Below are 23,620 nucleotides of genomic sequence, written 5' to 3' on the forward strand. Positions count from 1 at the left end.
GCTTTTCGGGAACGTTACTCGCGGATGCCTTGACGTCTCAGCCCCCTTCGCCTCAATCTTGGGCGTCCCTTTGTGGCACGTTGCACAAAAATCCAGCACCCCGTTGCCCGCCCCCGGGCCCCGGTAGCACCGCGTCGCTGATTGAAACGTTTCATCCCGCATAGGAGAGCCGCCATGTCCGACATCTCGCGCCGGTCCATCCTGAGCTCGGCCACAGCCGTCGCCCTCGCCCCCACACTGGGCTCCGTGCTGCTGCCCGGGCTCGCGGCCACGGCCTCCGCAGCCGTGTCCTGGACCGCGAAGTGGATCTGGGCGCCCTCCAGTTCGGCGAACCAGTGGGTGGCTTTCCGTAGATCGTTCACCTTGGCGTCGGCGCCGTCGAGGGCGGTGACGCAGATCGCGGCGGACTCGAAGTACTGGCTGTGGGTGAACGGCACGCTGGTGGTCTTCGAGGGCGGGCTCAAGCGCGGCCCCAACCGTACGGACACGTACTACGACGAGATCGACCTCGCCCCGTACCTCCGAAGCGGCAGCAACACGGTGGCGCTGCTGGTCTGGTACTTCGGCAAGCAGGGGTTCTCGCACAACAGCAGCGGCAGGGGCGGGCTGCTGTTTCAGTCGGACATCGAGGCCGGTTCGACGACGATCCGGCTGGTCAGTGACACCGGCTGGAAGCACACCGTCCACCCGGGCTACTCGAACAACACCAGTGGGACGCAGGTCAACTTCCGGCTGCCCGAGTCCAATGTGTATTACGACGCCCGTGCCGCCGCCGTGATGTCGGGCTGGCGGTCGCCCGGGTTCGACGACAGTTCCTGGACGGCGCCGACCGACTTCGGTGCCGCGGGCGCCGCGCCCTGGAACGGCCTCGTCGAGCGGCCGATCCCGCAGTTCCGCCACTCCGCTCTGCAGCCCTACGCCAACGCGAGCTCGCTGCCGTCCACGGGGCAGGGTTCCACCGCGATCTCGGCGACCCTGCCGTCCAACCTTCAGGTGACCCCGTTTCTGAAGGTGGACGCGCCGGCCGGGGCGGTGATCGGCATCCAGACCGACCACTACGACGACGGTGCGGGTCTCGTCGGGATCGAGCCCGGGACGCAGTACAACATGCGCGCCACCTACGTCTGCGCCGGCGGTGTGCAGGAGTTCGAGTCGCTGGCGTGGATGAGCGGTACGGCGGTGCGGTACACGATCCCTTCCAACGTGACAATCGTGGAGCTGAAGTACCGCGAGAGCGGCTACGACACGGACTTCGCCGGGTCGTTCAGCAGCAGTGACGCCTTCCTGGACACGCTGTGGACCAAGGCCGCCCGCACGATGTACGTCAACATGCGCGACAACTACATGGACTGCCCCACGCGTGAGCGCGCCCAGTGGTGGGGTGATGTGGTCAACCAGCTCAAGGAGGGCTTCTACACCTTCGACACCCGCTCCCACGCCCTCGGCGCGAAGGCCATCGCCCAGCTCGCGGCCTGGCAGAAGCCGGGCGGGGCGCTGTACTCGCCGGTCCCCACGACGATCTGGACCAGCGAACTGCCCGTGCAGATGCTCGCCTCGGTGTGGTCGTTCTGGACCTACTACCTCTACACCGGCAACGCCGACGCCGTCACCGCCGTCTACCCGGCCGTGAAAAAGTACCTGGACCTGTGGACTCTGGACGGTGACGGCCTGGTCAACCACCGCGCCGGGGACTGGGACTGGGAGGACTGGGGCTCGAACATCGACGCCCGGGTCCTGGACAACTGCTGGTACTACCTCGCCCTGGACACCGCCGCCAGACTCGCCGACCTCAGCGGCAACGGCGGTGACGTGGCCGGCTTCAGATCCCGCCGGGACAGCATCAAGGCCAACTTCGACCGCGTCCTGTGGAACTCCTCGAAGAACGAGTACCGCTCGCCCGGCTACACCCGCGACACCGACGACCGCGCCAACGGCCTCGCCGTCGTCGCCGGCCTCGCCCCCGCCTCACGGCACAAGGCCATCACCGAAGTCCTGCGCACCCACCTCAACGCCAGCCCCTACATGGAGTTCTACGTCCTGGAGGCGCTGTATCTGATGGGCGCGGCCACGGTCGCCGAGGAGCGGATGCGCAACCGCTTCGCCGCCCAGGTCGCCGACCCCGCCTGCCACACCCTGTGGGAGCTGTGGGACAAGTCGGAAGGCACCGACAACCACGCCTGGAACGGCGGCCCCCTGTACGCCCTGTCCGCCTACGCCGCCGGTGTCCGCCCCACCAAGCCCGGCTGGGAGACCTACGAGGTCATCCCGCAGACCGGCACCCTCACGAAGATCAACACCGTGACGTCGACCGTCGAGGGAGACATCCGCTTCGGCATCACCCGCGACGGAACCAAGGTGACACTGACCCTCACCTCGCCGGGCGGCACGACCGCACGCGTGGGCGTCCCGACCTACGGCGGCTCCTCGCCCGTCGTCAAGGCGGGCACCACCACCGTCTTCACCGGCGGCTCGTCCACCGGGAACGTCAGCGGACTGACCTACGACGGCAAGGACGCCTCATACGTCTACTTCCTGCTCCGGCCGGGTGCGTGGACGTTCACGGTCACCGGCGCCGGCCGGCTCGACAACCTCGCGCTCGCCCGTCCGGTCACCAGCAACAACAGCCTGGAGAACGGCGAGTGGGGCAGGAACCGGCTCACCGACGGCACGCTGACCGGTGTGAGCGGCGCGCGGGGTTACACCAGCAACGACTTCTCCTCCACCGACGTGAGCGCGAACCCCGTCTGGGTGGAGGTCGACCTCGGCACCGACACCGACCTCGACGCCGTACGCCTCTTCCCGCGCACCGACACCCGGGCCGCCGGCGGCGGCACCGCGGGCTTCCCGGTCGACTTCACGATCCAGACCCGTCCCGACGGAGGGAGCGCGTACACCACCGTCCGCACGGTCACCGGGCAGACCGACCCCGACGGCCGGGTCCAGACGTACGGCTTCCGGACGGCCACCGCCCGGTACGTCCGGCTGCGGGCCACCCGCCTCGGCGCCCCGGCCTCCGACGAGACCACCAAGTACCGCCTTCAGCTGGCCGAGTTGACCGTCCCCACCGCGGCGACCACCGTCACCGGCAACTGCACACTGGAGAACGGTGACTGGGGCAAGACCCGACTGCTGGACGGCACCCTCACCAGCGTGGCCGGGGCCAAGGGGTTCACCAGCATCGACTTCCCGTCCGCCGACGTGAGCGCGAACCCCGTCTGGGTGGAGATCGACCTCGGCGCCGACCGGCCCATCGGCACCGTCACCCTCCACCCCCGCACCGACACGAGCGCCTCCGGCGGCGGCACGGCGGGCTTCCCGGTCGACTTCACGTTCCAGACCCGTACCGACGGCGGCACCACGTACACCACCGCCCGCACCATCACCGGTGAACCCAATCCGAACGGGGCCGCCCAGACCTACACTCTCGCCTCCGCGAGCGGCCGTTATCTGCGCCTGAGGGTCACCAGGCTCGGCCGGCCCGCCTCGGACGAGACGGCGAAGTACCGGCTCCAACTCGCGGAGATCCGCGTCGGCTGACGGTGTCGCGGTGCGGCCGGTCAGCCCACGTGGACGCGGGGGCGGCGGGACCGGTCGCGTTCCGCCTCGCGCAGGACCTCCCGGGTGACGGGGGCGACCTCGCCCTGGCCGAAGAGGAAGAAGCGGAGGAAGTTGGCGAAGGGGCCGCCCTCGGTCCACTCGAAGTAGATGTGCGGCAGGGCGCCGGTGGAGTCGCGGACATGGAGGAGGAGGGCGGCCAGGGCGTTGGGGATCGAGGAGGACTCCAGCGTCAGGACGCGGTAGCGGCCGTGCATCACCTCGCCCCGGACGGTCAGGCCCGCCTCGAACTCCGAGGGGTCCGTCACCGTCACCTCCACGAAGACGAAGTCCTCGGCGCTCGGGACGTCGTTGTCGTGGCGGATCTGCTCGATCTTGTCGCGGTACTCGGCGAGGTCGCGGTTGTCGGGTTCGTTGGCGATGAAGCGGATCTTGCGGTGGGCGATGTCCCGTACGAAGCGTTCCGCCATGGTGTCCAACCGCACGCTCGTCACCCGCAGTTCGAAGGCGCGGGCCAGGCGGGAGAGGAGGGAGACGAGGATGATGCCGGCGATGAAGCAGGCGCCGATCTTCACACCGTCGGGGCGTTCGACGACGTTCAGGACGGTGGTGTAGAGGAAGACCACCGAGATCACGCCGAAGGCGATGGTCCAGCCCCGCTGGCCGGCCTTGCGGGCGGCGATGGTCACCGCGATCGCCGCCGAGGAGATGAGGACGAGGACGCCGGTGGCGTAGGCGCCGCCCTGGGCGTCCACGTCCGCGTCGAAGATCCAGGTGACGAGGAAGCCGACCAGGGTGAAGACAATGACCATGGGGCGGACCGCGCGGGCCCAGTGCGGGGCCATGCCGTACCGGGGGAGATAGCGGGGCATGAGGTTGAGCAGACCGGCCATGGCGGAGGCGCCCGCGAACCACAGGATGGCGATCGTGGAGACGTCGTAGACCGTGCCGAAGGTGTTGCCCAGGTAGTCGTGGGCGAGATAGGCGAGGGCCCGGCCGTTGGCGTCGCCGCCCGGTTCGAACTCCTTCTCCGGGATGAGGAGGGTGGTGATGAAGCTGGTGCAGATCAGGAACACGCTCATGATCACGGCGGCGGCGGTGAGCAGCTTCTTCGTGTCGCGGATACGGCCCTTGGGGTTCGCCTCCGTGTCGCCGGGGTCGCCCTTCACATGCGGCATGACGGCCACGCCGGTCTCGAAGCCGGAGAGGCCGAGCGCGAGCTTGGGGAAGACGATCAGGGCCACGCCGATCATGACGAAGACGTTGCCGTGCTCGGCGGTCAGCGCGGTCGACCAGTCGGTGACGACATGGCCCTCGGTGACGACGTGCCACAGCCCGGTGATCACGACCACCACGTTCAGCGCCAGGTAGACCGCCACCAGCGCCACCGCGACGCCGATCGCCTCCAGGAAGCCCTTGAGGAAGACCGCGCCGAGCAGGGCGATGAGGATGAGGGTGATCAGGAGCTGTTTGTCGTGCAGGGCGTCGGTCAGATGCGGGTTCTCGATGAGGTGGGTGGAGGCGTCCGCCGCCGAGAGGGTGATCGTGATCAGGAAGTCGGTCGCCGCGAAGCCCAGCAGGGTGAGGACGAAGAGCTTGCCCTTCCAGAACGTCAGCAGGCGTTCCAGCATCGCGATCGAGCCTTCGCCCCGGGGGCTCTCTTCGGCCACGCGACGGTAGACGGGGAGCGCTCCCGCGAGGGTGACGACGACCAGCACGATGGTCGCGACGGGGGAGAGGAGACCGGCCGCGAGGGCGGCGATGCCGGGCTGGTAGCCGAGGGTGGAGAAGTAGTCCACGCCGGTCAGGCACATCACCCGCCACCAGGGCTGACCCTGGTGCGCCGGCTCCGGCTCGGCGTGCGGTCCGGCGTGGCCGCCGCCCTTGCCCATGTCGGACAGGCCCTCCAGCATCCACGCCCGCAGACGGGTGCCGCGCGTGTCCTGCGTGGTGGCCATGAACGCTCCATACGTGCGGTGCTACGAACAGTTCCGGCCAACGGGGGACCGCCGCATCAGCGTAGGCAAGGAGTGACGCCCGGGCCATGGCAAACGGGGCCGGGAGGCGTCAAGACCGCGTTAAGGTCTTCCGCCGGGCGCGCGGAGGTCTGGGTCCGCCGGGGTCACACGTCCGGTTGCGCGCGGACGCACGCACGCGCGGACGCATGCACGCGCGGAGGTCCGCACGCGCGGAGGCCCGCTGCCGTCACACGCCCAGTTCCGCGCGGACGAGCGTGTCGAGTCGTCGCCAGGCCGGGGACGAGGCGTTGACCGTGCCTTGGACGAGGGCGGGGATCTCGGACGCCGAACCCAGTTGGGGCAGCCCGTCGGGGCCGTAGCGCTCCCGGGTCGCCTCGACGATCCGGCGGGCCAGGTCGGCGAGGCGGGGATCGTCGGCGTCGAGGTCGTAGGCCTGGTCGTAGGCGAGGAAGAGCCGCCGCAGCGCCGGGTCGGCGAGGATCTCGCCCTGGTCGGCGAACAGGCCGGCCGCGTGGTCGGGGTGGGTGGCGAACACCAGGATCCACAGGTCGCGTTGCAGCTCCACCCACCGGGGCGTGAACCCCCACCCGGCCAGCCGCTCCAGATGGGCGCCGACCCCGGCGGGCAGCGGCACCGGCTGCCCGGCGGCGAGCTGCCGCAGCCTGTCCCGCGTCGCCCGCAGGCCACGGATACGGGTGGTGAGGTCGTCGTCGATCTCGCGCAGTGCCCGCCGGAACTCCTCGTCGGTCGCCGCTCTCAGGTCCCGGATCCGGGCGAGGGGCACACCGGCCTCGGCGAGCGTCCGGATCTTGATCAGCCCGATGACGTCCTCGGTGCCGTACCGCCGGTACCCGGACGCGTCGCGCTCGGGCTCGGGGAGCAGCCCCTTGGCGTGGTAGACGCGGACGGTCTTGACGGACACCCCGACATATCTGGCCAGCTGTCCGATGGTGATCACCTGGCCATCGTCCCACTTGACCCCGCCCCAGGGGCGGGGTTGCAGCATGGCGCCATGACGAACGAGAACGAGAATGCGCACGGGAACAAGCACGAGCATGAGCACGGGAGCGAGCACGGGAAAGCGAAGTCCGACAACGGGCGGCTCGACCGGGAGACCCTGCGCGAGCTGGCCGACGCGGGCAACGAGACCGCCCTGGACCGGCTGGCCGACCTCGCCGACGCCGCCGGGGACGTCGGGGAACTGAGCGACCTGCTGGACGAGGGCTCCCCGCACGCGGGGGCGCTGCTCACCCGGCGTGCGGTCGCGGCCGGCGACCTGCGCGAGCTGCAACGGATCTGCGACGCCGGCTACGACGAGGCCGGGAACGAGCTGGAGCGGCTGCTGAAGGCACCGTGAACCGCCGAGGGGGGCTCGTCCGATGAAGGGGTGTGAGCGAATTGAAGCGGGGGAGTCCGGGCGACGCCGACCTGATGCGGGCGGTCGCGGACGGGGATCGTCGGGCTTTCGAGGAGCTGTACCGGCGGTACGCGCCCTGGCTCGTACTGCGGCTGCGCGGACGGTGCGCCGACCCGGTGCTGGTCGACGACGTCGTCCAGGAGACCTTTCTCGACGTGTGGCGGGGAGCGGCCCGCTACCGGCGTGAAGGCGATGTGGCGGGCTGGCTGTGGCGGATCGGATCGCGCCGCCTGGTGGACGCGCTGCGGGGCGACGGCGCCCGCGGCCGGCTGCGGCAGGCCCTCGCCCGGCTGCGGCACCGCGACGAGGCGTCGGCCGAGGAACAGGTGCTCGCCCGGGTGCGGTACGGCGACCTCGCCGGGTCGCTGGCCGGGCTCTCGCCGGAGCTGCGGGCGGTGCTGCAGGCCACGGTCGTCGACGGCCTGACGACCCGTGAGGCGGCGGTCCTGCTCGGCATCCCACCGGGCACGGTCAAGACCCGGGCCATGCGCGCCCGGAAGCAACTGCGGGAAGGCCTGACATGAGCTGGCACGCCGACGACGGGGATCTGCGGGAGTACGCCCACGGAGTGCTGGTGGCCCCCCGGCTGTGGTCCGTCGAGACCCACCTCGCCGCCTGCGGCGACTGCCGGGAGGCGCTCTCGGCCCATGTCCCCCGCGCCGAGACCGACGCGGGCTGGGCACGGCTGGACGCCGAACTGGACGCCCCGAGGCCCGGCTTCGCCGAGTCGCTCCTGATCCGGACCGGCGTCGCCGACCACACCGCGCGGCTGCTCGCGGCGACTCCGGTGCTGCGCCGCTCCTGGCTCGGCGCGGTGGCGCTCACCCTGCTGCTCGCGGTCGGCGTCGGCCTGGCCGCGTCGCCGCTGATGCTCCTGGCCACCGCGCCGCTGCTGCCGCTGGTGGGGGTGGCGGTGTCGTTCGGGCCGGGGCTCGACCCGACGCACGAGATGGCCGTGGTCGCGCCGATGCACACCTTCCGGCTGCTGATGGTGCGCACGGTCGCCGTGCTCTCCACCACGACGGTGCTGAGCGGGCTCGCGAGCCTGGCGCTGCCGTCGTACGGTCTGGCCGCGCTCGGCTGGCTGCTGCCGGCGCTGGCGCTGACCGCGACGGGCCTCGCGCTGACCGCCCGGCTGGGCCCGGTCCTCGCACCCGCCCTGGTCGGCGCCGGCTGGACCGCACTGGTGGTGCTCAGCCGTCTGCTGGCCTCCGGTACGCCGCTGCCCTTCACCGCCGAGGGGCAGGGCGCGGCGGCGGCGCTCGCCACGGTCGCGACGGCGCTGCTGATCGCGGCCCGGGACCGCTTCGACAGCGGCCGCCGCCTCGGCCCCGCCCTCCGACCCCTTCGATCCGCAGCCAGGAGGCTGTCATGACCCGATCCCCGGCCCCCATCCGCCCCACGGTCTCCGCCGCGGGGCTGACCCTGAGCTATCGCGGCACCAGAGCCGTGGACGACGTGACGCTCCGGCTCACCGAGGGCGTCACCGGGCTGCTCGGGCCGAACGGCGCGGGCAAGACGACCCTGCTGCGGATCCTGGCGACGGCCACCCCGCCGGACAACGGCGCCTTCACCGTCCTCGGGCACGACCCGAGCACGGTCCGCGGCCGGCAGGACGTACGACGGACCCTGGGCTATCTGCCGCAGAACCCCGGATTCCATCCCGACTTCACCGCCTTCGAGTTCATCGACTACGTGGCGATCCTCAAGGAGCTGACGGACCGTCGGGCCCGGCACGCCGAGGCCCGCCGGGTCCTGGACGCGGTCGGCCTCGCGGACGTGCGCGGCAAGCGGATACGGCGGCTCTCCGGCGGTATGCGCCAGCGCGTCGCGCTCGCCGCGGCCCTGGTCGGCGACCCGGGCTTCCTCGTCCTGGACGAGCCCACGGTCGGACTAGACCCCGAACAGCGCATGCGCTTCCGGGAGTTGATCGCGGACGCCGGCGAGGGCCGGACCGTGCTGCTGTCCACCCACCAGACCGAGGACGTGGCCATGCTGTGCCACCGGGTGGTGGTGATGGACAAGGGCCGGGTGCGGTTCGACGGGACGGCCGCCGAGCTGACGGCGGTGGCGGACGGCCGGGTGTGGCACAGCACGGAGCGGCAGCCGGGCGCCCGCGCCGGATGGCGCACCGGGACGGGCGAGTTCCGCAACGTCGGGGACCCGCCCCCGGGCGCCCGGCAGGCCGAACCGACGCTGGAGGACGGCTATCTGCTGACCCTCGGCGGCGACCCGGTCGCGGAGGTCGCGGCATGACGGCGCCGACCGGGACCCGGGCCCCCGCGCCCCGCCCGAAGGCCGAGTCACAGCCCGGGGCGGTGCCCGTCCACGGCGGGCGGCGGGCGGTGCTCGCGCTGGCCCGGGTGGAGGCGCGGCGCCTGCTGCTGCATCCCCTCGTCCTGCTCGCCCTGCTGGGGTACCTGACGCTGCTGCTGTGGTCGGGCGGCGAGACCGAGGACGCCTATCCGGTCCTCCAGGACATCGACCGCGAGACCCAGACCGGGCAACTCCTGTTCGGGCTCGCGGTGATGGTCGCCGCGAACCTGGCGGTGCTGCGCTCGCACCGGCGGGGCACGGACGCGACGTTCGCGGTGCTGGTGCTGCCGCCGTGGCGACGCACCCTCGCGCATCTGCTGTCGGTGCTGCCGACGGTCCTGGTCGGAGCGCTCGTCGTGGCCGGGCAGTTCACGGCGGCGGCCCTCGAACCCGGGGCGGTGGGCCACGGTTCGGTGTCCGAGCTGGCCGCCGGACCGCTGCTGATCCTGCTGCCCGCGGCCGTGGGCGTCCTGCTCGGCCGGGTCGTCCGGTCGGCGTTCGCGGCACCGCTGGCCGTGATCGTCTTCCTGGCCGTCACCATGGTCTTCGTCGCCGACTCCGACAGCCCGGCCTGGCTGCGCGGGACGGCGCCCGTGCTGTTCGACGAGGGCGGCCGGCCGCTCCCGTCCGACCTGCTGGGGCGGCCCGCGGCCTGGCACGCGCTGTATCTGCTGGCGCTCGCCGTGCTGGCGGCGGCGGGCGCGGTGCTCGTCAGCGGCGGCCGGATCCGTGCCGTACGGGCCACCGCGCTCGGCGCGCTCGGCGTCGTCGTGGCCGCCGTGGTCCTCCAGGGCATGGCGCCCTCGGACGCGGTACGTGAGGCACGCGAGGTGGCGACCCGTGACCCGGCGACCGTGCAGGACTGCGAGCGGCGCGGGCCGACGACCTACTGTGCCTTCCCCGAGTTCACTCCCTGGACCGACGAGTGGGCCCGCGTCACGGACCGGGTGCGCTCGCTGGCCGGCGGCCCGCAGTCGGCACGGGCACTGACCGTACGACAGAGGGTGGCCGCGCTCGACGGACCGTCGGGCACCGGGGAGATCTCGCCCGCCGCGCCCGGTGAGGTGACGGCGACGACGGCGTGGGGCGGGGAACGGGAACTGGAGTTCGCCGCGAGCGTGGCCCGGGGGCTGGTCGTGGGACACGAACGCTACGAGGGCGCGCACTGTGACGCGCGGGGGGTGCTGATGGTGTGGCTGGCGGTCCGCGCGACCCGGGACGGCGAGGCCATGTTCGAGAAGACCGGGGAGGGCTTCAACAGCCCCGGGGTGATTCAGGCCCCGGCGGGCGCCATCTCCCTGCGGGGCCGTGAACTCGCCGTCGTCCAGGCGCTGTTGGCCGAGCCGCAGGCGGAGGTGGAGCGCCGGGTGAAGGCCGCCTGGGCGGACCTGTCCGCCGCCGGCACCACCACCGACCGGGCGGCGGACCTGCTGGACGTCACCGCTCCGGCCGAGACCGCCGACGACCGGGAGTACCAGTGCGCGTGAGACGACGGCTCCTGGTGACGGCGGCCCTGGTGCGGCCCACGGTGCGGTCCCTGCCGTGGACCCTGTTCGCCGCCGGATGGGCCCTGGGACTGGCCATCGCCGCCGTACCGCCGCTGTTCTCCCTGGACCTCCCGGCGGAGGTGCTCGTGAACCTGCTCCGGGGGGCCGGACTGTGCGGGGCGGTCGGGACGGCGTTCGTGCTGGACGATCCGGCGCGGCACACCACCGGCGTGCCGCCCGTGCCGCGCCCGCTGCGGCAGGCGCTGCGGGTGGCCGTCGTCCTGCCGGTGTGGGCGGTGTGGTGGGCGGTGGTGCTGGCTGTCGTACGGGCGGGCGCCGCCCCCGAGGAGTGGGCCGCGCTGCCGCCGGGGGCGGTGACGGTCGAGGCCGGCGCGTTCACCGCGTCGGCGCTCGCCCTGGCCGCCGCGACGGTCCGGTTCAGCGCGACCCGGATGCCGGGACCGGCCGTGGCGGGCGCCGTCCTCGCCCTGCCGATCGCGGCCGGCGCCCTCCTCCCGCACCACCTCGCCCTGTTCGTCCCGCCGGGCGACCCGCGCTGGGCCGACGCCCACGTCCTGTGGGCCGTCTGCCTCACCACCGCCCTCACCGGCTGGCTCCTGTGCGGCCCGGAGCCACGCCGCCGCCTCGGGGGCCGGCGCGCGGGACGCCGGAGCGCGCTCACCGGAACGCGGGCACGACTTCCTTGACGAACAGCTCCAGCGACCTGCGCTTCTCCTCGTGCGGCAGACCGTTGTCGATCCAGAAGCTGTACTCGTCGACACCGAGTTCCTGGTAGGAGCGCAGCCGCTCGATCACCTCCGCCGGGGTGCCGATCATGGCGGTCCGGTGCAGCGACTCCGGCGCGAACTCCGGGCGGCCCTCGAACTTCGACTCCGGGCTGGGCGGCAGGAAGCCGTCGACCGGCGTGGACTTGTTGCCGAACCAGGCGTCGAAGGTGCGATAGAAGCGGTTGACGGCCTCGGCGGCCGGGCGCCAGCCGTCGGGGTCGTCGGGAGAGTGGACGTGGGTGTGGCGCAGGACCATCAGGTCCGGGCGCGCCACCTCCGGATGGTTCGCCACGGCGGTGTCGAACTTCCGCTTCAGGTCGACCACTTCCTCGTCGCCCTTCATCAGCGGGGTGACCATGACATTGCAACCCTGCTCCACCGCGAAGTCGTGCGAGGCCGGGTCGCGGGCCGCGATCCACATGGGCGGCGTGGGCCGCTGCACCGGCTTGGGCACGCTCGTCGAGGTCGGGAACTGCCAGATCTCGCCGTCGTGGGCGTAGTCGCCCTGCCACAACGCCCGTACGGCCGGTACGAGTTCACGCAGGTGCTTGCCGCCGTCCGCCGCCGGGAGCCCGCCCGCCAACCGGTCGAACTCGAACTGGTAGGCGCCCCGGGCCAGTCCGACCTCCATCCGGCCGTCGCTGATCACATCGAGCAGCGCGCACTCACCGGCCACCCGCAGCGGATGCCAGAACGGGGCGATGATCGTGCCCGCCCCCAGCCGGATCGTCGAGGTCTTCGCGGCCAGATGCGCGAGCAGCGGCATCGGGCTCGGGGAGATCGTGTACTCCATCGAGTGGTGCTCACCGATCCACACCGTGCCGAACCCGCCCGCCTCGGCCATCAGCGTCAGCTCGGTGAGGTTCTCGAAGAGCTGCCGGTGACTGACCTCCTCGTCCCAGCGCTCCATGTGCACGAACAACGAAAACCTCATGACCGCTCCTCCGCCTCTGTCCGTACCTGTTCGTTTCCGTCCGTCGCCATGCCGGCTCAGCTCCGCATCGTGAACGGGTCGGCCACCGGCTCCTCGCTGGTGTTGATCCAGACGCTCTTGAGCCGCGTGTACTCCAGAATCGTTTCGGTGCCGTGCTCCACCCCGACCCCGCTCGTCTTGAAGCCCTGGCGCGGTGACATCGGGGACATGGCCCGGTAGGTGTTCACCCACACCGTCCCGGCGTCCAGCCGCGCCGCCATCCGGTGCGCCCGGGAGAGGTTCGTCGTCCACACCCCGGCCGCGAGCCCGTACTCGGTGTCGTTGGCCAGCCGGACGACATCCTCCTCGGTGTCGAACGGCATCACCGCGAGGACGGGTCCGAAGATCTCCTCCCGTACGACACGCATGTCGTTGTCGACGTCCACGAGGACGGTCGGTTCGTAGAACCAGCCGCCCAGGCCGCCGTCGGTGGCCCGGCCGCCGGTCAGCACCCGGGCGCCCTCGTCGCGGCCGAGGTCGACGTATCCGGCGACCTTGTCGCGCTGGCCCTCGAAGGCCAGCGGGCCCAGCTCGGTTTTCTCGTCCAGGGGGTCGCCGATGACGATGGTCCGGGCGCGCTCCGTGACCCGTTCGAGCAGCTCGTCGTAGACGGACCGGTGCGCGAAGACCCGGCTGCCGGCGATACAGGTCTGTCCGGCGGCGGCGAAGATGCCCGCCACCACCCCCATCGCGGCGTTCGGGACGTTCGCGTCCCCGAAGACGATGTTGGGGGACTTGCCGCCGAGTTCGAGCGTGGAGCCGATGAAGCGGCTCGCGGTGGCGGCGGCGATACGCGACCCGGTCGCCGTGCTGCCGGTGAAGGAGATCTTCGCCAGGTCACGGTGGTCCACCAGCGCCTGCCCGGCCTCGGCACCGAACCCGGTGACGACGTTCACCGCGCCCGGCGGGAACCCCGCTTCGAGCGCCAGCTCGGCGAGCCTCAGCACGGTCGCCGAGGTGTACTCGGACGGCTTGATCACGACCGTGTTGCCGGCGCACAGCGCGGGCGCCAGTTTGCTGCTGGTCAGCGTGAGAGGTGAGTTCCAGGGGGTGATGGCGCCCACGACGCCCAGGGGTTCACGGGCCGTGTAGTTGAGCACCCGCCGGTCGGAGGTGGGGATGAAGTCGCCGTGGATCTTGTCGGCCAGTCCGGCGTAGTAGTGGTAGTACTCGGGCAGCGTGGCCAGCTGACCCCGCATCTCGCGCAGCAGCTTGCCGTTGTCCCGGGTCTCCATCCGGGCCAGGTCCTCGGCGTTCTCCGCGATCAGATCGCCCAGGCGCCGCAGCAGATGCCCGCGCCGGGTCTGACTGAGGTCGCGCCAGCGCGGGTCCTCGAACGCCTTCCGCGCGGCGGCCACCGCCCGGTCGATGTCGGCGGCGTCGCCGCGCGCGGCCCGGTACAGGACCTCGCGAGTGGCCGGATTGGCGCTCTCGAAGTACTCGCCCGACGCGGGCTCGACCGACGCCCCGCCGATGAAGTGCCGCAACGTGGTGAGGTCAGACATGGGCGCAACCTCCGATGAAGGTGGTGAGGCGGTCGGCGAACGCCTCCGGGCGCTCGACGGGCAGCATGTGACGCGCTCCGGGGACGATCTCCGCCCGGCAGTCGGGCAGTGCCGCCGCGAGCCGGTGGGTCATCTCGGGGGTGGACCCGGGATCGTTCTCACCGGTCACCGCCAGGGCGGGTACGGCGATGGCTGCCAAGTCCGGTGCCAGCTCGGCGTCGGCCTTGGCGAACACGCGGTAGCAGCCGAGGAAGGACGCGACGTCGTTGGCGAGCAGGGTCGCCTCGGTACGGGCCACCTGGTCCGGGGGCACGCCCGTACCGTCGTACCAGCGCTTCAGGGACGCGGCGGCGCTCGCCGGGAAGTCGGCCTCGGCGGCGCGCAGCCGGTCGAGCACGGACGCCCGCTCCCCGGCCGTCCGCGCGCACACCGAGCTGACCGAGGTGAGCGTGGCCACCAGCTCCGGCCGGTCCAGCGCCACCCGCTGGGCGACCAGGGCGCCCAGCGAGAAGCCGACCAGATGGGAGCCGGCGGGGATCCCGTCGACCACGGCGGCGGCCAGTTCGGCGAGGGTCACCCCGTCGCGTACGGCCGGGCGGGTGCCGTGGCCCGGCAGGTCGGGGGTGACGACGGTGAAACGGTCGGCCAGGAGCGCGGCGACGGGCTCCCACATGGTGTGGTCGAGCCCGACGCCGTGGAGCAGCACCACGGTCGGCTTGCTCATGTATGCCTGGCCTACTGCTCGGTCGAGAGGGGAGCCAGACGCTGCTGGGGGCGCCCCTGGGCGGCGGCGGCCAGCGCGACGACGATCTCGTGCGGGTGGGGTGCGTCGGCGATCCGGACCTCGATGCTCTGGTGGTGCGAGCGGATCGTGGCGTCGGTGATGTGCTTCAGCGGGATGTCGAAGAGCACCCCGGCGGGCCCGCGCTTCTCGACCGCCGGCAGCAGGGTGGTGGCGTTCGCGGCCTTGCGGAAGTGGTCGCCGAACTTCAGCGTGTGGATCAGCGCCGAGCCGTGCTCGATCTCGCCGTCCAGCCCGACGATCGCCGCCTTGCCGTACGCCTCCGCCGGGGCCTCCAGCGCGTCGAGCACCGCCGGGGCCAGCAGCGCGCCCAGGTCGGAGGCGTGCGCCTCGATACCGGGATGCAGGTCCTCCACGAAGCCCTGACCGGCCCAGGGGTTGTCGATCACCGCCGCGACGACCGCGATCCGGGCCGGGCGGGCGAGCGCGCGACCGCCCTCGGTGCGGATCTCCTCGACGACGGTCACGATCTTGCGGACGCTCATGAGGGAACAACCTCCAGGGTTTCGGTGGTGACGACGGGATCGGTCGTGCGGTCCCCGATCCGGGGGTGCGGACGCGGCCCCGTGGACGCCGCCGCGACGACGACGATCTCGCCGGGCCGCGGGGCGTCGGAGACGCGGGCGCTGATGGTCTGGTAGTGGCTGCGGGTCGAGGCCCGGGTCTTGTGCCAGAGCGGGACGACCAGCGTCTCGCCCGCGTCGGCCCGGGTGTCGGCGAAGCAGATGATCGACTCGCCCTGGAGGAACTCGCGCACCAGGTTGCCGAAGTACGGGGTGTGGATGAGGGCCCCGGCGTGCTCGATCTCGCCGGCCGCGCCGACGACGGCCGCCTTGCCGAACGCCTCGATCCCGTCCACACCGCCCAGACAGGCGATGAGCCGGTCGGTCAGCAGCCGGGCGAGCACCGGGCCGACCCGGGCCTGCTCCTCGGACAGATCGGCCGAGGGGCCGGTGCCCACCCAGGGATTCCGGATGACCGCGGCGACACTGGCCCGCCGCGCGGGCCGCGCGGGTGCCTCGCCGGCCTCGGTCAGGACGATGTCGCGGTAGACCACGAGCTTGCGGAGACCGATGCGCTCGTCGAGGTGATCCATGCACTCTTGCATGCCACAGGACGATAGGTGCCGTCTCTCGGGCCGGTCAAGGGATGGGGTGAACGCGGCTGGCAACGCGTCGATGAGCTGTGATGATCCGCCATACGCAAAGTCGGTGGGGGTACGTGCGACCGATCCCTTGACGCTCCATCCGCGCCATGCCTTACTGCTCCTTGCATGCCAGAGCGGGGATATAAGGCTCTGCGGACTCTAAGGAGTTTCATGTCCAGTCACCTTCGAACCGGTAGAGAAGCGGAGTCCGCGTCACCGTCGGGCAGCGGCCGGGACGCCGCCGCAGAGGACGGCGGCAGACTCGGTTCCGTTTTCTGGACCTCGCTCGGTGTCTCCGCCGTCTTCGTGGCGTGGGCCGTGCTCTTCACGGACAACCTGAACAAGGTCACCAACACCTCGTTGAACTGGGTGACCTCCACCTTCGGCTGGTCCTACCTGGTGATCACGCTCGCCATCCTGATCTTCCTGGTGTTCCTGGCCTTCAGCCCCGCGGGCGACATCCGCCTCGGCAAGGACGAGGACCGCCCCGAGTTCTCCACCCTCACCTGGTTCGCCATGATCCTCAGCGCGGTCATGGGCATCGGCCTCGTCTCGTACGGCGTCGCCGAACCCATCTCCCATCTGGCGACACCCCCGCACGGCCTCGCCGAGCCCAACACCCCGGCCGCGGCGGTACGCGCCCTGCAGTACTCCTACTTCGACTGGGGACTGCAGGCCTGGGCGATCTTCGCCGTGTTCGGGCTGGCCATCGCGTACTCGACCCACCGCAAGGGCCGGCGCACCCTGGTCAGCCAGCTCTTCGAGCCGCTGCTCGGCGACCGGGTGAACGGGCCGATCGGCAAGACCATCGACGTACTCGCCGTGTTCGCCACGCTGTTCGGCACCACGACGTCCCTGGGCCTCGGCGCCCTCCAGGTCAACAACGGACTCGGGCGGCTGTGGGGGATGCCCGTCAACAACGTGAGCCAGGTGCTCATCATCGCCGCCGTCACCGCGGTCTTCACCCTGTCGGCGGTGACCGGCGTCAGCAAGGGCATCAAGTTCCTCAGCCAGGGCAGCACCCTGCTGGCGATCGTGCTGTTCGCCTTCATCCTGGTCGCCGGCCCGGCCGTGTTCGTCGCCAACCTGTACATCGAGTCCGTGGGCCAGTGGGCCACCGACTTCTTCCGGATGAGCCTCCAGGGCACCGCCTTCGGCGGGCTCGAATGGATGCAGTGGTGGACCTACTTCATGATGGCCTGGTGGGTCTCCTGGGGCGCCTTCGTCGGTGTCTTCCTGGCCCGGATCTCGCGGGGCCGCACCATCCGCGGGTTCATCATGGGCGTCCTCGTCGTCCCCAGCGTGGTCTTCTTCACCTGGTTCACGGTCTTCGGCGGCACCGCCATCCACATCGACATGTTCGAGGGCGGCGACATCGCCAAGCAGACCGCCGCCGACATCAACAGCGCGTTCTTCGCGACCCTCGACCACTTCCCGCTCGCCGGCCTCACCTCGGCGATCGCCATCCTGCTGGTCGTGATGTTCTTCGTCTCCGGCGCGGACGCCAACACCTACGTCCTGTCGATGATGACCTCCGACGGCTCGCTCACCCCACGCCGCTCGGTGCTCGTCCTCTGGGGCGTCCTCACCGGAGTCACCGCCGTCGTCCTGATGCTCGCCGGCGGACTCAACGCCCTGCAGAACACCGTCATCGTGACGTCCCTGCCGTTCCTCGTGATCATCGCCGGACTGGCGGTGTCCTTCTGGAAGGAACTCAACACGGACAGAAAGAAGGAGAAGACCGGTGTCACCCTCTGACGTCCACGCCGACGCTCACCCCGATGCCCGCTCTGATGCCCGCTCCGATGCCGGCCCCGACGCCCGGCGCGCGCTCATCGAGCGGACCTGGGCCGCGGCCTGGGGCCACGGTGACGTCGACGCCCTCGACGACCTGCTGAGCCCGGCCTACCTCCGCCACGGCGGCGACCCGCACCCGACGGACCTGAACGCCCTCAAGGCCGCGATCGTCTCGACCCGGACCGCCTTCCCGGACCTCGTCACCACCATCGACGACCTCGTGGTCGAGGGCGACCGGGCCGCGATCCGCTGGCACAGCAGCGGTACCCAGACCCACTCCTTCCTCGGTGTCCCGCCCACCCGGCGCCAGGTCGACGTCAGCGGCGCCACCTTCGCCCGCTTCGAAGGGGACCGCATCGTCGAGGAGCACGTGACCTGGGACCCCCGGGCGCTGCTCTCGGCGCTGGGTGTCATCCGGGTGGGACAGGACTGACGATCACGATGACCAGGAGCAGCATCATGACCCCCCTCGCCGCCCAGCCCGGCCTCGATGTGATGAAGCAGGTCAACCGACGGTTCGTCACCGGTGTCACGGTCGTGACCGCGATGGACGGGGAGACCCCCCGGGGGCTGGCCGTCAACGCGTTCTCCAGCATCTCGCTCGACCCCGCCACCGTGATGGTGTGCGTCCAGCGCACCTCCACCACCCACGACTGTCTGTTCCGGGCGACCCACCTGGCGATCAACATCCTGTCCACGGACCAGCTCGACGTCGTCGCCACGTTCGCGGGCAAGGCCGACGACAAGTTCAAGGAGGTGCAGTGGGAGAGCGGCCCTTACGGCAGCCCGCTGCTCGCCCGCAGCAGCGCGCGGATGGAGGTCGAGATCCGCGAGCGGCTGCAGGCCAGCACCCACACCGTGTTCATCTGCCGCGTGGTGCACGCCGAGGTCGCCGAGAACCATCCGATGGTCTACAGCGCGGGTAAGTTCTTCGACGGCGGCGCGCTGGCGCCACTGGGATGAGGAGGGTTCGGTGAACGAGCTGAAGAACGGTTCGATGCAGGCCAGAGTGATCGCCGACATGCGCCGACGGATCATCAAGGGAGACATCGAACCCGGCGCGCCGCTCTCGGAACTCGCCCTCGCGGAGGAGTTCGGCGTCAGCCGTACGCCGGTGCGCGAAGCCCTCAAACAGTTGCAGACCGAAGGTCTGGTCGAGATCAGGCCCAGGGTCGGGACGTTCGTCTCCACTCCCTCCCGCCGTGAGATCACCGAACTCTTCGAGATGAAGGAACTCATCGAGGGCGCCGCCGCCCGACTGCTCGCCCGGCGCGGGCGCGTCGCCGAGATCGACCTCCTCGAACGCAATCTGCGCGAGGCCGACGAGGCGGTGGCCCGCGACGACCGGGAGCGGTACGCGGAACTGGTCCAGGAGTTCCACGACCTGCTGATAACGGGAGCCGACAACAGCAAACTGGAAGCCCACTACCGGATGCTGATGAACCAACTGGCCTACTACTCCCGGCTGGTGCACACCTCGCTGAGCCGGCCGGGCCGCGCCCTGCAGTCGGACCGTGAGCACCATGTCGTCCTGGAACTGATCCTGGAGAAGGACGGCGACAGCGCCGAGCAGGTGATGCGCGAACACGTCAGGGCCAGCCGCCGGGCTCTCCTGGCGGGGCTGCCCCTCGGCGGCGCGAACCAGGGCTAGCCGTATCCAGCCGTGTACGCGCCGGCCACGAGTACGCCCAGCCACACCTCCGCCCCGCCGGGCCCGGCCGCCGGTTCACCCACCCGTGGTGGCGCGGGTGCGGGGACCGGCCGGGCGGGAGACCCTTGGCTGCCCCCACCCGGAGGAGTGCGACCATGACCGGACCGGCCCCCGCATCCCCGCACGAGGTACGCCGGATCACCCTCGACGCGGCCGGACTGCCGCTGTCGGCCCTGCTCGGCGAGCCGCCCGGCGGCTCCGCGCGAGCCGTTGTGGTCGCCGTGCACGGTGGCGGCATGAACGCGGGCTACTTCGACTGCCGCGCCCACCCCCAGCAGTCGCTGCTCACCCTCGGAGCGAGTCTCGGCTACACCGTGCTCGCCCTGGACCGGCCGGGCTACCGGCACTCCGCCGCCCGGCTGCCCGAGGGACAGGAACTGGCGGAACAGGCCGTCTCCCTGCGCGCCGCCCTGCGCGACTTCACCTCCCGCCACGACACGGGCGCGGGCCTGTTCCTGCTCGCCCACTCCTACGGCGGCAAAGTGGCCCTCACCGCCGCCGCCGAACCCGGCCCGCCGCACCTGCTCGGCCTGGACATCTCCGGCTGCGGCCACCTGTACGCCGTCGAGCCGCACGAACTGCCCACCGACCCCGACGACCGGGGCCGACTGCGCCGCAGCTGGGGGCCGCTACGGCTGTATCCCTCGGGCACCTTCCGGGAGAGCGGCACGATCGTCGAGCCCGTGCCCGCCCTGGAACGGGCCGAACTGGCGCGCTGGCCGCGGCTGTTCCGCGCCACCGCACCCCGTGTCCGGGTACCCGTACGGCTGACGTTCGCCGAGCACGAGGCCTGGTGGCGCCACGACGAGGAGGCCCTCACCGATCTGGCCGCGCACTTCACGGCCGCGCCGCGCGTGAGCGTGGACCGTCAGCCGGCGGCCGGGCACAACATCAGCCTCGGCTGGGCCGCCCGCTCCTACCATCTGCGGGCCCTCGCCTTCCTGGAGGACTGCCTGACCGCCCGCGAGACCACCCTCACCCCACGCACCGCCCACCCCGAGCCGTCGGCGACGGTCCCCTGACCGTGCCCGGAGGACGCCGGGCGGGCCCGGTCCCGGGGCCGCCGGCCATGCGAGCCGACGGACGGCACTCCGCCCGGAGCGGCCCGACCCGGGGCGAAGCCGGTCAGCCGGCGAGGGAGTCCAGCTGTTCCGCCGCCGGACGCAGGGCCCACAGGTCCCCGCCCGGCGGCGCCTCCAAGGACGGCACCGCCCGCCGCGCCCGCGCGCTCCCGGCGTCGGCCGCCGCGTGGACGACATCGGTCGCGGCGTAACGCTGGAAGCCCAGCTCCGGGTGCGGCCAGACGGCGGCCCCCGTGGCGGCGGGCAACAGATACTCCACCGCCTTGAACAGGCTCTGCCCGTCCGGCCCCCGGTACGCCCACAGATCCACCCCGACCTGCCGGCCGATGGCCGCGAGCCGGGTGTGGGCGACCAGCGAGAACGTCGAGTAGTGCCAGCTCCGGGTCCGGGAGAGCTCCTGGGGCTGGCTGCCGTCCGCCCCGATCTGCGGCGCGACGCGTCTGCTCCCGGCCGCCAGGACCGTGCGGCGGGCCAGGGCCGTGTCCCCGGTGGCGTGGGCGAGACCGGCGAGCAGCATGTCGTAGAAGGTGCCGTGGTTGTTCGTGGCGGCGGCCTCCTGCTGTCCGAAGTCGCTGTGCCTGAGCCAGCCGAGGAAGTCGGTGTTCCACTTCGTCATGCCGTTCCGGTCGGTCCGGGTCCAGCCCGGGGCGCCGGTGTCCAGGAGGGCGAGCGCGTCGAGGACGCTCGTGTACGACTGGGAGAAGTCGATGATGCCGATCGCGCGGCCGTCGTACCTGCAGGGGATGAACTGCGCGTGGTTCAGGTTGGGGTTCATCCGGGTCGCCGGATCGAGGAACCAGGTGCGCAGGACCTGCCCGGCCTTGCGGGCGTAACGCCGCTCGCCCGTGTAGTACCAGGCGAGCGCGAGGTCGTACGCCGAGTCGAAGGTCTTCTCGACGTCCTGGCGGTCGGTGCCGGTGTCCACCTCGGGGTTGCGCTCACCGTCGCGCTGCACATACGGGCAGCCCCACGGGTTGTCGGCGGTCGGGGGCTTGGTGGGCCACCAGTACGGGGCCTGGCTGAGGTAGTCGTGGACATCGCCGCTCGGCGCGGGACGGGGCTTGTCGACGACCGTCCAGGGGCCCTGGTCGAGCCACCGGTCGGCGCGCGCCCTCAACGCCGCGACGGCGCGCCGCAGTCGGGGGTCGCCACGGTCCAGGCGCTCCTTCGTCTGCTGCAGGCGGGCGCCGTCCAGGACGGAGGTGTGGGGGCGCGGTGCTGTCGGCGTCGACGAGGCGGGCACGGTTCCCGTGGTGAGCGTCGCGGTGAGCAGGGCCAGGACGACGCCGAGGCGGGCCCGGGCCCTCATGCGTCGCCTCCGGTCAGGTGCGAGGGCGCGGGAACCCGTCCGCGCTGGGCCTCGTACAGGTTGGACGGCCGTACCGCGTGCGGGCGGCCGTACAGCTCCAGGCGCGTGTGCAGGTCACCCGGGAAGTCGGGGACGTCGATCTGGTCGAACTCCCGGACCTCGTCGATGCCGACGGTCGCCGAGTACGGCGCCAGCCCGTCGATCCTGACCAGTCCCGCGCGGGCGTTGGTGACGCGGATGTTCCAGTGCGTGAAGCGGGCCCCGAACAGCGGCCCGGCGCTCGCGTCCCCGCCGTGGCGGCCGTTGTTGTTCAGGGTGATGTCGGTACGGACGTTGGCGAAGGGCAGACCCCGGTGGCTGTCGAAGGTGCCCATCCGCATGTCGCCGCGCGACCAGACGTTGTACGAGGACAGCCCCTCCACGTTGATGCCGTGCAGCTGGGTGTTCGAGGGGGCGGGACCGGTGCGCTCCTCGATGGTGAAGTCCTCGATCAGGTTGTCGTGCGAGCCCTCGCGGCAGAAGTAGGGGTGGTGGGAGCCACGGCCGGTGACACGTGTCCGTCGCAGGGTGCAGGCGGAGGCGGACACGAGACCGAAGCCGTTGTCGACGTGCCGGACCGTCACGTCGTCCACCCAGCAGTCGTACGCGCACTGCAGCACGACCCCGTTGTGGCCCTTGTCCAGCAGATGCGGCTGCTGCGGGGCCTCCACCGCCTCCAGGGTCAGACCCTCCACCCCCGAACCCGTCAACTCCGGTACATGGGTGATCAGTTGCGGATTCCACTCCGGGCGGGCGTCGAGCGGGAGCGGGCGTTCGAGGGTGACCCTCCGGCCCCGCACCCGGGCGATCCGCACGGGCCATTCGTAGGGGACGTACGAGGTCAGCTTCGTCTTGTCGTCCCAGGAGTAGGCCTCCGGCCCCGGGCCGCCACCGCACATGTGCTCCAGCAGCGTGTGGTCCGCGTCGTCGGACAGCCGGAGCAGGACCAGGGCGCCGGGGCGCAGTGAGGACGGGTCCGTCACCGTGACCGTCCAGGAGCCGCGCCGGGCCGGGGCGAGGGCCGTGAGCGGACGCCATGCGTCGCGCCGGTTGCCCGTCCACCCCTCGAAGGGCCACGCCTTCGCCCTGATCGCGGCGACGAGGGAGGCCCAACGGGCTTGCGGCGCCAGCCAGATGAGCCCGCCCGCCCAGGACCAGCCCGACTTGTCGCCGCCGTAGCGGGAGCCGTACGCCCCGATCAGCTCGGTGAGGTTCTTGGTCGCGTACAGGGTCGTACGGCCGCTGCCCGCGCCCTTGAGGATCACGTGCGACCGGTCCAGGCGGATCACGTCGTCGATCCGGAACGTGCCCGGCGGGAGGGTGACCGTGCCGCCTCCGGCCCGGCCGGCGGCGGCGATGGCCCGGTTGATCGCGGGGGCGGAGTCGGTCCTGCCGTCCGCCACGGCGCCGAAGTCGCGGACGTCGGCGACCACGGGGCGGCGGGGGAGACGGACCGCGCCTCCGTGGCAGCCGGCCCGTCCGACGTACGGGATCTGCGGGTGCGTGAAGGGGGTGCGGGTGAACTCCCGCCACAGGAGCGGGGTGTCGCTCGGCCGGGTTCCCGGTCCGGCCGCGGCGGCGGCACCGGCACCGGCACCGGAACCGGCGACACCGGCACCTGCCGCTACGGCGATCGCGCTTCCCAGCAGAGCGCGCCTGGTCATGCCCATGACATTCCGATGGCCGTGCGTGGCCCCATGTGCTTGTGCGTCT

At 71.7% G+C, this 23,620-nt stretch carries 21 protein-coding genes; 12 read left to right on the top strand and 9 right to left on the bottom strand.

Annotation, left to right across the window (positions count from 1 at the left end; translation table 11 throughout):
* Positions 1–174: 174 nt before the first annotated feature.
* The gene (locus tag ACZ7MG_RS26585; protein WP_471381093.1) at positions 175–3,537 is read left to right on the top strand and encodes an alpha-L-rhamnosidase-related protein; all 3,363 of its coding nucleotides are present in this window, start codon (positions 175–177) and stop codon (positions 3,535–3,537) included.
* Between the two features lie 20 nt (positions 3,538–3,557).
* Here the strand turns inward: ACZ7MG_RS26585 and ACZ7MG_RS26590 are convergent, their stop codons facing one another.
* Together ACZ7MG_RS26590 and ACZ7MG_RS26595 are read right to left on the bottom strand one after the other, a co-directional pair.
* Complete coding sequence (locus ACZ7MG_RS26590; RefSeq protein WP_471381096.1) at positions 3,558–5,513, bottom strand: APC family permease; 1,956 nt, start codon at positions 5,511–5,513, stop codon at positions 3,558–3,560.
* Between the two features lie 247 nt (positions 5,514–5,760).
* A complete protein-coding gene (locus tag ACZ7MG_RS26595; RefSeq protein ID WP_471381098.1) occupies positions 5,761–6,540 on the bottom strand; it encodes a MerR family transcriptional regulator in 780 nt (259 codons plus the stop codon).
* 6 nt (positions 6,541–6,546) lie between these two features.
* Here ACZ7MG_RS26595 and ACZ7MG_RS26600 point away from each other — a divergent pair, with 6 nt between their 5' ends.
* From ACZ7MG_RS26600 to ACZ7MG_RS26625, 6 genes are all read left to right on the top strand, one after another.
* A complete protein-coding gene (locus ACZ7MG_RS26600) occupies positions 6,547–6,891 on the top strand; it encodes a hypothetical protein (protein WP_471381100.1) in 345 nt (114 codons plus the stop codon).
* A 74-nt stretch (positions 6,892–6,965) separates the two neighbouring features.
* Entirely contained in the window at positions 6,966–7,475 is a 510-nt protein-coding gene (locus ACZ7MG_RS26605; protein WP_471381733.1) for an RNA polymerase sigma factor, read from the top strand.
* Entirely contained in the window at positions 7,472–8,326 is an 855-nt protein-coding gene (locus ACZ7MG_RS26610) for a zf-HC2 domain-containing protein (protein ID WP_471381103.1), read from the top strand. The genes ACZ7MG_RS26605 and ACZ7MG_RS26610 overlap by 4 nt, the downstream gene beginning before the upstream one ends.
* Before the next feature lie 17 nt (positions 8,327–8,343).
* Entirely contained in the window at positions 8,344–9,207 is an 864-nt protein-coding gene (locus tag ACZ7MG_RS26615; RefSeq protein ID WP_471381734.1) for an ABC transporter ATP-binding protein, read from the top strand.
* Positions 9,204–10,754: an ABC transporter permease gene (locus tag ACZ7MG_RS26620; protein WP_471381105.1), complete on the top strand. Its 1,551-nt coding sequence runs from the start codon at positions 9,204–9,206 to the stop codon at positions 10,752–10,754. The genes ACZ7MG_RS26615 and ACZ7MG_RS26620 overlap by 4 nt, the downstream gene beginning before the upstream one ends.
* Entirely contained in the window at positions 10,751–11,461 is a 711-nt protein-coding gene (locus ACZ7MG_RS26625) for an ABC transporter (RefSeq protein WP_471381106.1), read from the top strand. The genes ACZ7MG_RS26620 and ACZ7MG_RS26625 overlap by 4 nt, the downstream gene beginning before the upstream one ends.
* Here the strand turns inward: ACZ7MG_RS26625 and ACZ7MG_RS26630 are convergent.
* Genes ACZ7MG_RS26630 through ACZ7MG_RS26650 form a run of 5 tightly spaced genes read right to left on the bottom strand, consistent with a single transcriptional unit; the run spans position 11,433 to position 15,918 of the window.
* Complete coding sequence (locus ACZ7MG_RS26630; RefSeq protein ID WP_471381107.1) at positions 11,433–12,476, bottom strand: LLM class flavin-dependent oxidoreductase; 1,044 nt, start codon at positions 12,474–12,476, stop codon at positions 11,433–11,435. The two genes, ACZ7MG_RS26625 and ACZ7MG_RS26630, sit on opposite strands and share 29 nt — an antisense overlap.
* Positions 12,477–12,532: 56 nt before the next feature.
* Positions 12,533–14,020 carry an aldehyde dehydrogenase gene (locus tag ACZ7MG_RS26635; protein ID WP_471381109.1) on the bottom strand — a complete coding sequence of 496 codons (1,488 nt, stop codon included), beginning with the start codon at positions 14,018–14,020 and terminating at the stop codon, positions 12,533–12,535.
* Complete coding sequence (locus tag ACZ7MG_RS26640; protein ID WP_471381112.1) at positions 14,013–14,744, bottom strand: alpha/beta fold hydrolase; 732 nt, start codon at positions 14,742–14,744, stop codon at positions 14,013–14,015. The genes ACZ7MG_RS26635 and ACZ7MG_RS26640 overlap by 8 nt, the downstream gene beginning before the upstream one ends.
* Before the next feature lie 11 nt (positions 14,745–14,755).
* Positions 14,756–15,307, bottom strand: coding sequence for an amino acid synthesis family protein (locus ACZ7MG_RS26645; RefSeq protein WP_471381114.1), 552 nt, complete (start codon positions 15,305–15,307; stop codon positions 14,756–14,758).
* The gene (locus tag ACZ7MG_RS26650; RefSeq protein ID WP_471381116.1) at positions 15,304–15,918 is read right to left on the bottom strand and encodes an amino acid synthesis family protein; all 615 of its coding nucleotides are present in this window, start codon (positions 15,916–15,918) and stop codon (positions 15,304–15,306) included. The genes ACZ7MG_RS26645 and ACZ7MG_RS26650 overlap by 4 nt, the downstream gene beginning before the upstream one ends.
* 222 nt (positions 15,919–16,140) lie before the next feature.
* Here ACZ7MG_RS26650 and ACZ7MG_RS26655 point away from each other — a divergent pair, with 222 nt between their 5' ends.
* The 5 genes from ACZ7MG_RS26655 to ACZ7MG_RS26675 all read left to right on the top strand — a co-directional run bounded on the left by ACZ7MG_RS26655 (position 16,141) and on the right by ACZ7MG_RS26675 (position 20,499).
* Positions 16,141–17,727: a BCCT family transporter gene (locus tag ACZ7MG_RS26655; protein WP_471381118.1), complete on the top strand. Its 1,587-nt coding sequence runs from the start codon at positions 16,141–16,143 to the stop codon at positions 17,725–17,727.
* Complete coding sequence (locus ACZ7MG_RS26660) at positions 17,714–18,199, top strand: ester cyclase (RefSeq protein ID WP_471381120.1); 486 nt, start codon at positions 17,714–17,716, stop codon at positions 18,197–18,199. The genes ACZ7MG_RS26655 and ACZ7MG_RS26660 overlap by 14 nt, the downstream gene beginning before the upstream one ends.
* A 26-nt stretch (positions 18,200–18,225) precedes the next feature.
* The gene (locus tag ACZ7MG_RS26665; RefSeq protein ID WP_471381123.1) at positions 18,226–18,729 is read left to right on the top strand and encodes a flavin reductase family protein; all 504 of its coding nucleotides are present in this window, start codon (positions 18,226–18,228) and stop codon (positions 18,727–18,729) included.
* A 10-nt stretch (positions 18,730–18,739) separates the two neighbouring features.
* On the top strand, positions 18,740–19,417 hold the full coding sequence (locus ACZ7MG_RS26670; protein WP_471381124.1) for a GntR family transcriptional regulator: 678 nt from the start codon (positions 18,740–18,742) through the stop codon (positions 19,415–19,417).
* Positions 19,418–19,572: 155 nt separating this feature from the next.
* Positions 19,573–20,499 carry an alpha/beta fold hydrolase gene (locus tag ACZ7MG_RS26675; protein WP_471381126.1) on the top strand — a complete coding sequence of 309 codons (927 nt, stop codon included), beginning with the start codon at positions 19,573–19,575 and terminating at the stop codon, positions 20,497–20,499.
* A gap of 103 nt (positions 20,500–20,602) precedes the next feature.
* On the opposite strand, the gene ACZ7MG_RS26680 is transcribed toward ACZ7MG_RS26675, so the two are convergent.
* Both ACZ7MG_RS26680 and ACZ7MG_RS26685 read right to left on the bottom strand, forming a co-directional pair.
* The gene (locus ACZ7MG_RS26680) at positions 20,603–21,868 is read right to left on the bottom strand and encodes an alginate lyase family protein (protein WP_471381128.1); all 1,266 of its coding nucleotides are present in this window, start codon (positions 21,866–21,868) and stop codon (positions 20,603–20,605) included.
* Positions 21,865–23,577: a glycosyl hydrolase family 28-related protein gene (locus ACZ7MG_RS26685; RefSeq protein WP_471381130.1), complete on the bottom strand. Its 1,713-nt coding sequence runs from the start codon at positions 23,575–23,577 to the stop codon at positions 21,865–21,867. The genes ACZ7MG_RS26680 and ACZ7MG_RS26685 overlap by 4 nt, the downstream gene beginning before the upstream one ends.
* Between the last annotated feature and the right edge of the window lie 43 nt (positions 23,578–23,620).

Source organism: Streptomyces sp. NPDC107538 (genome assembly GCF_055657445.1).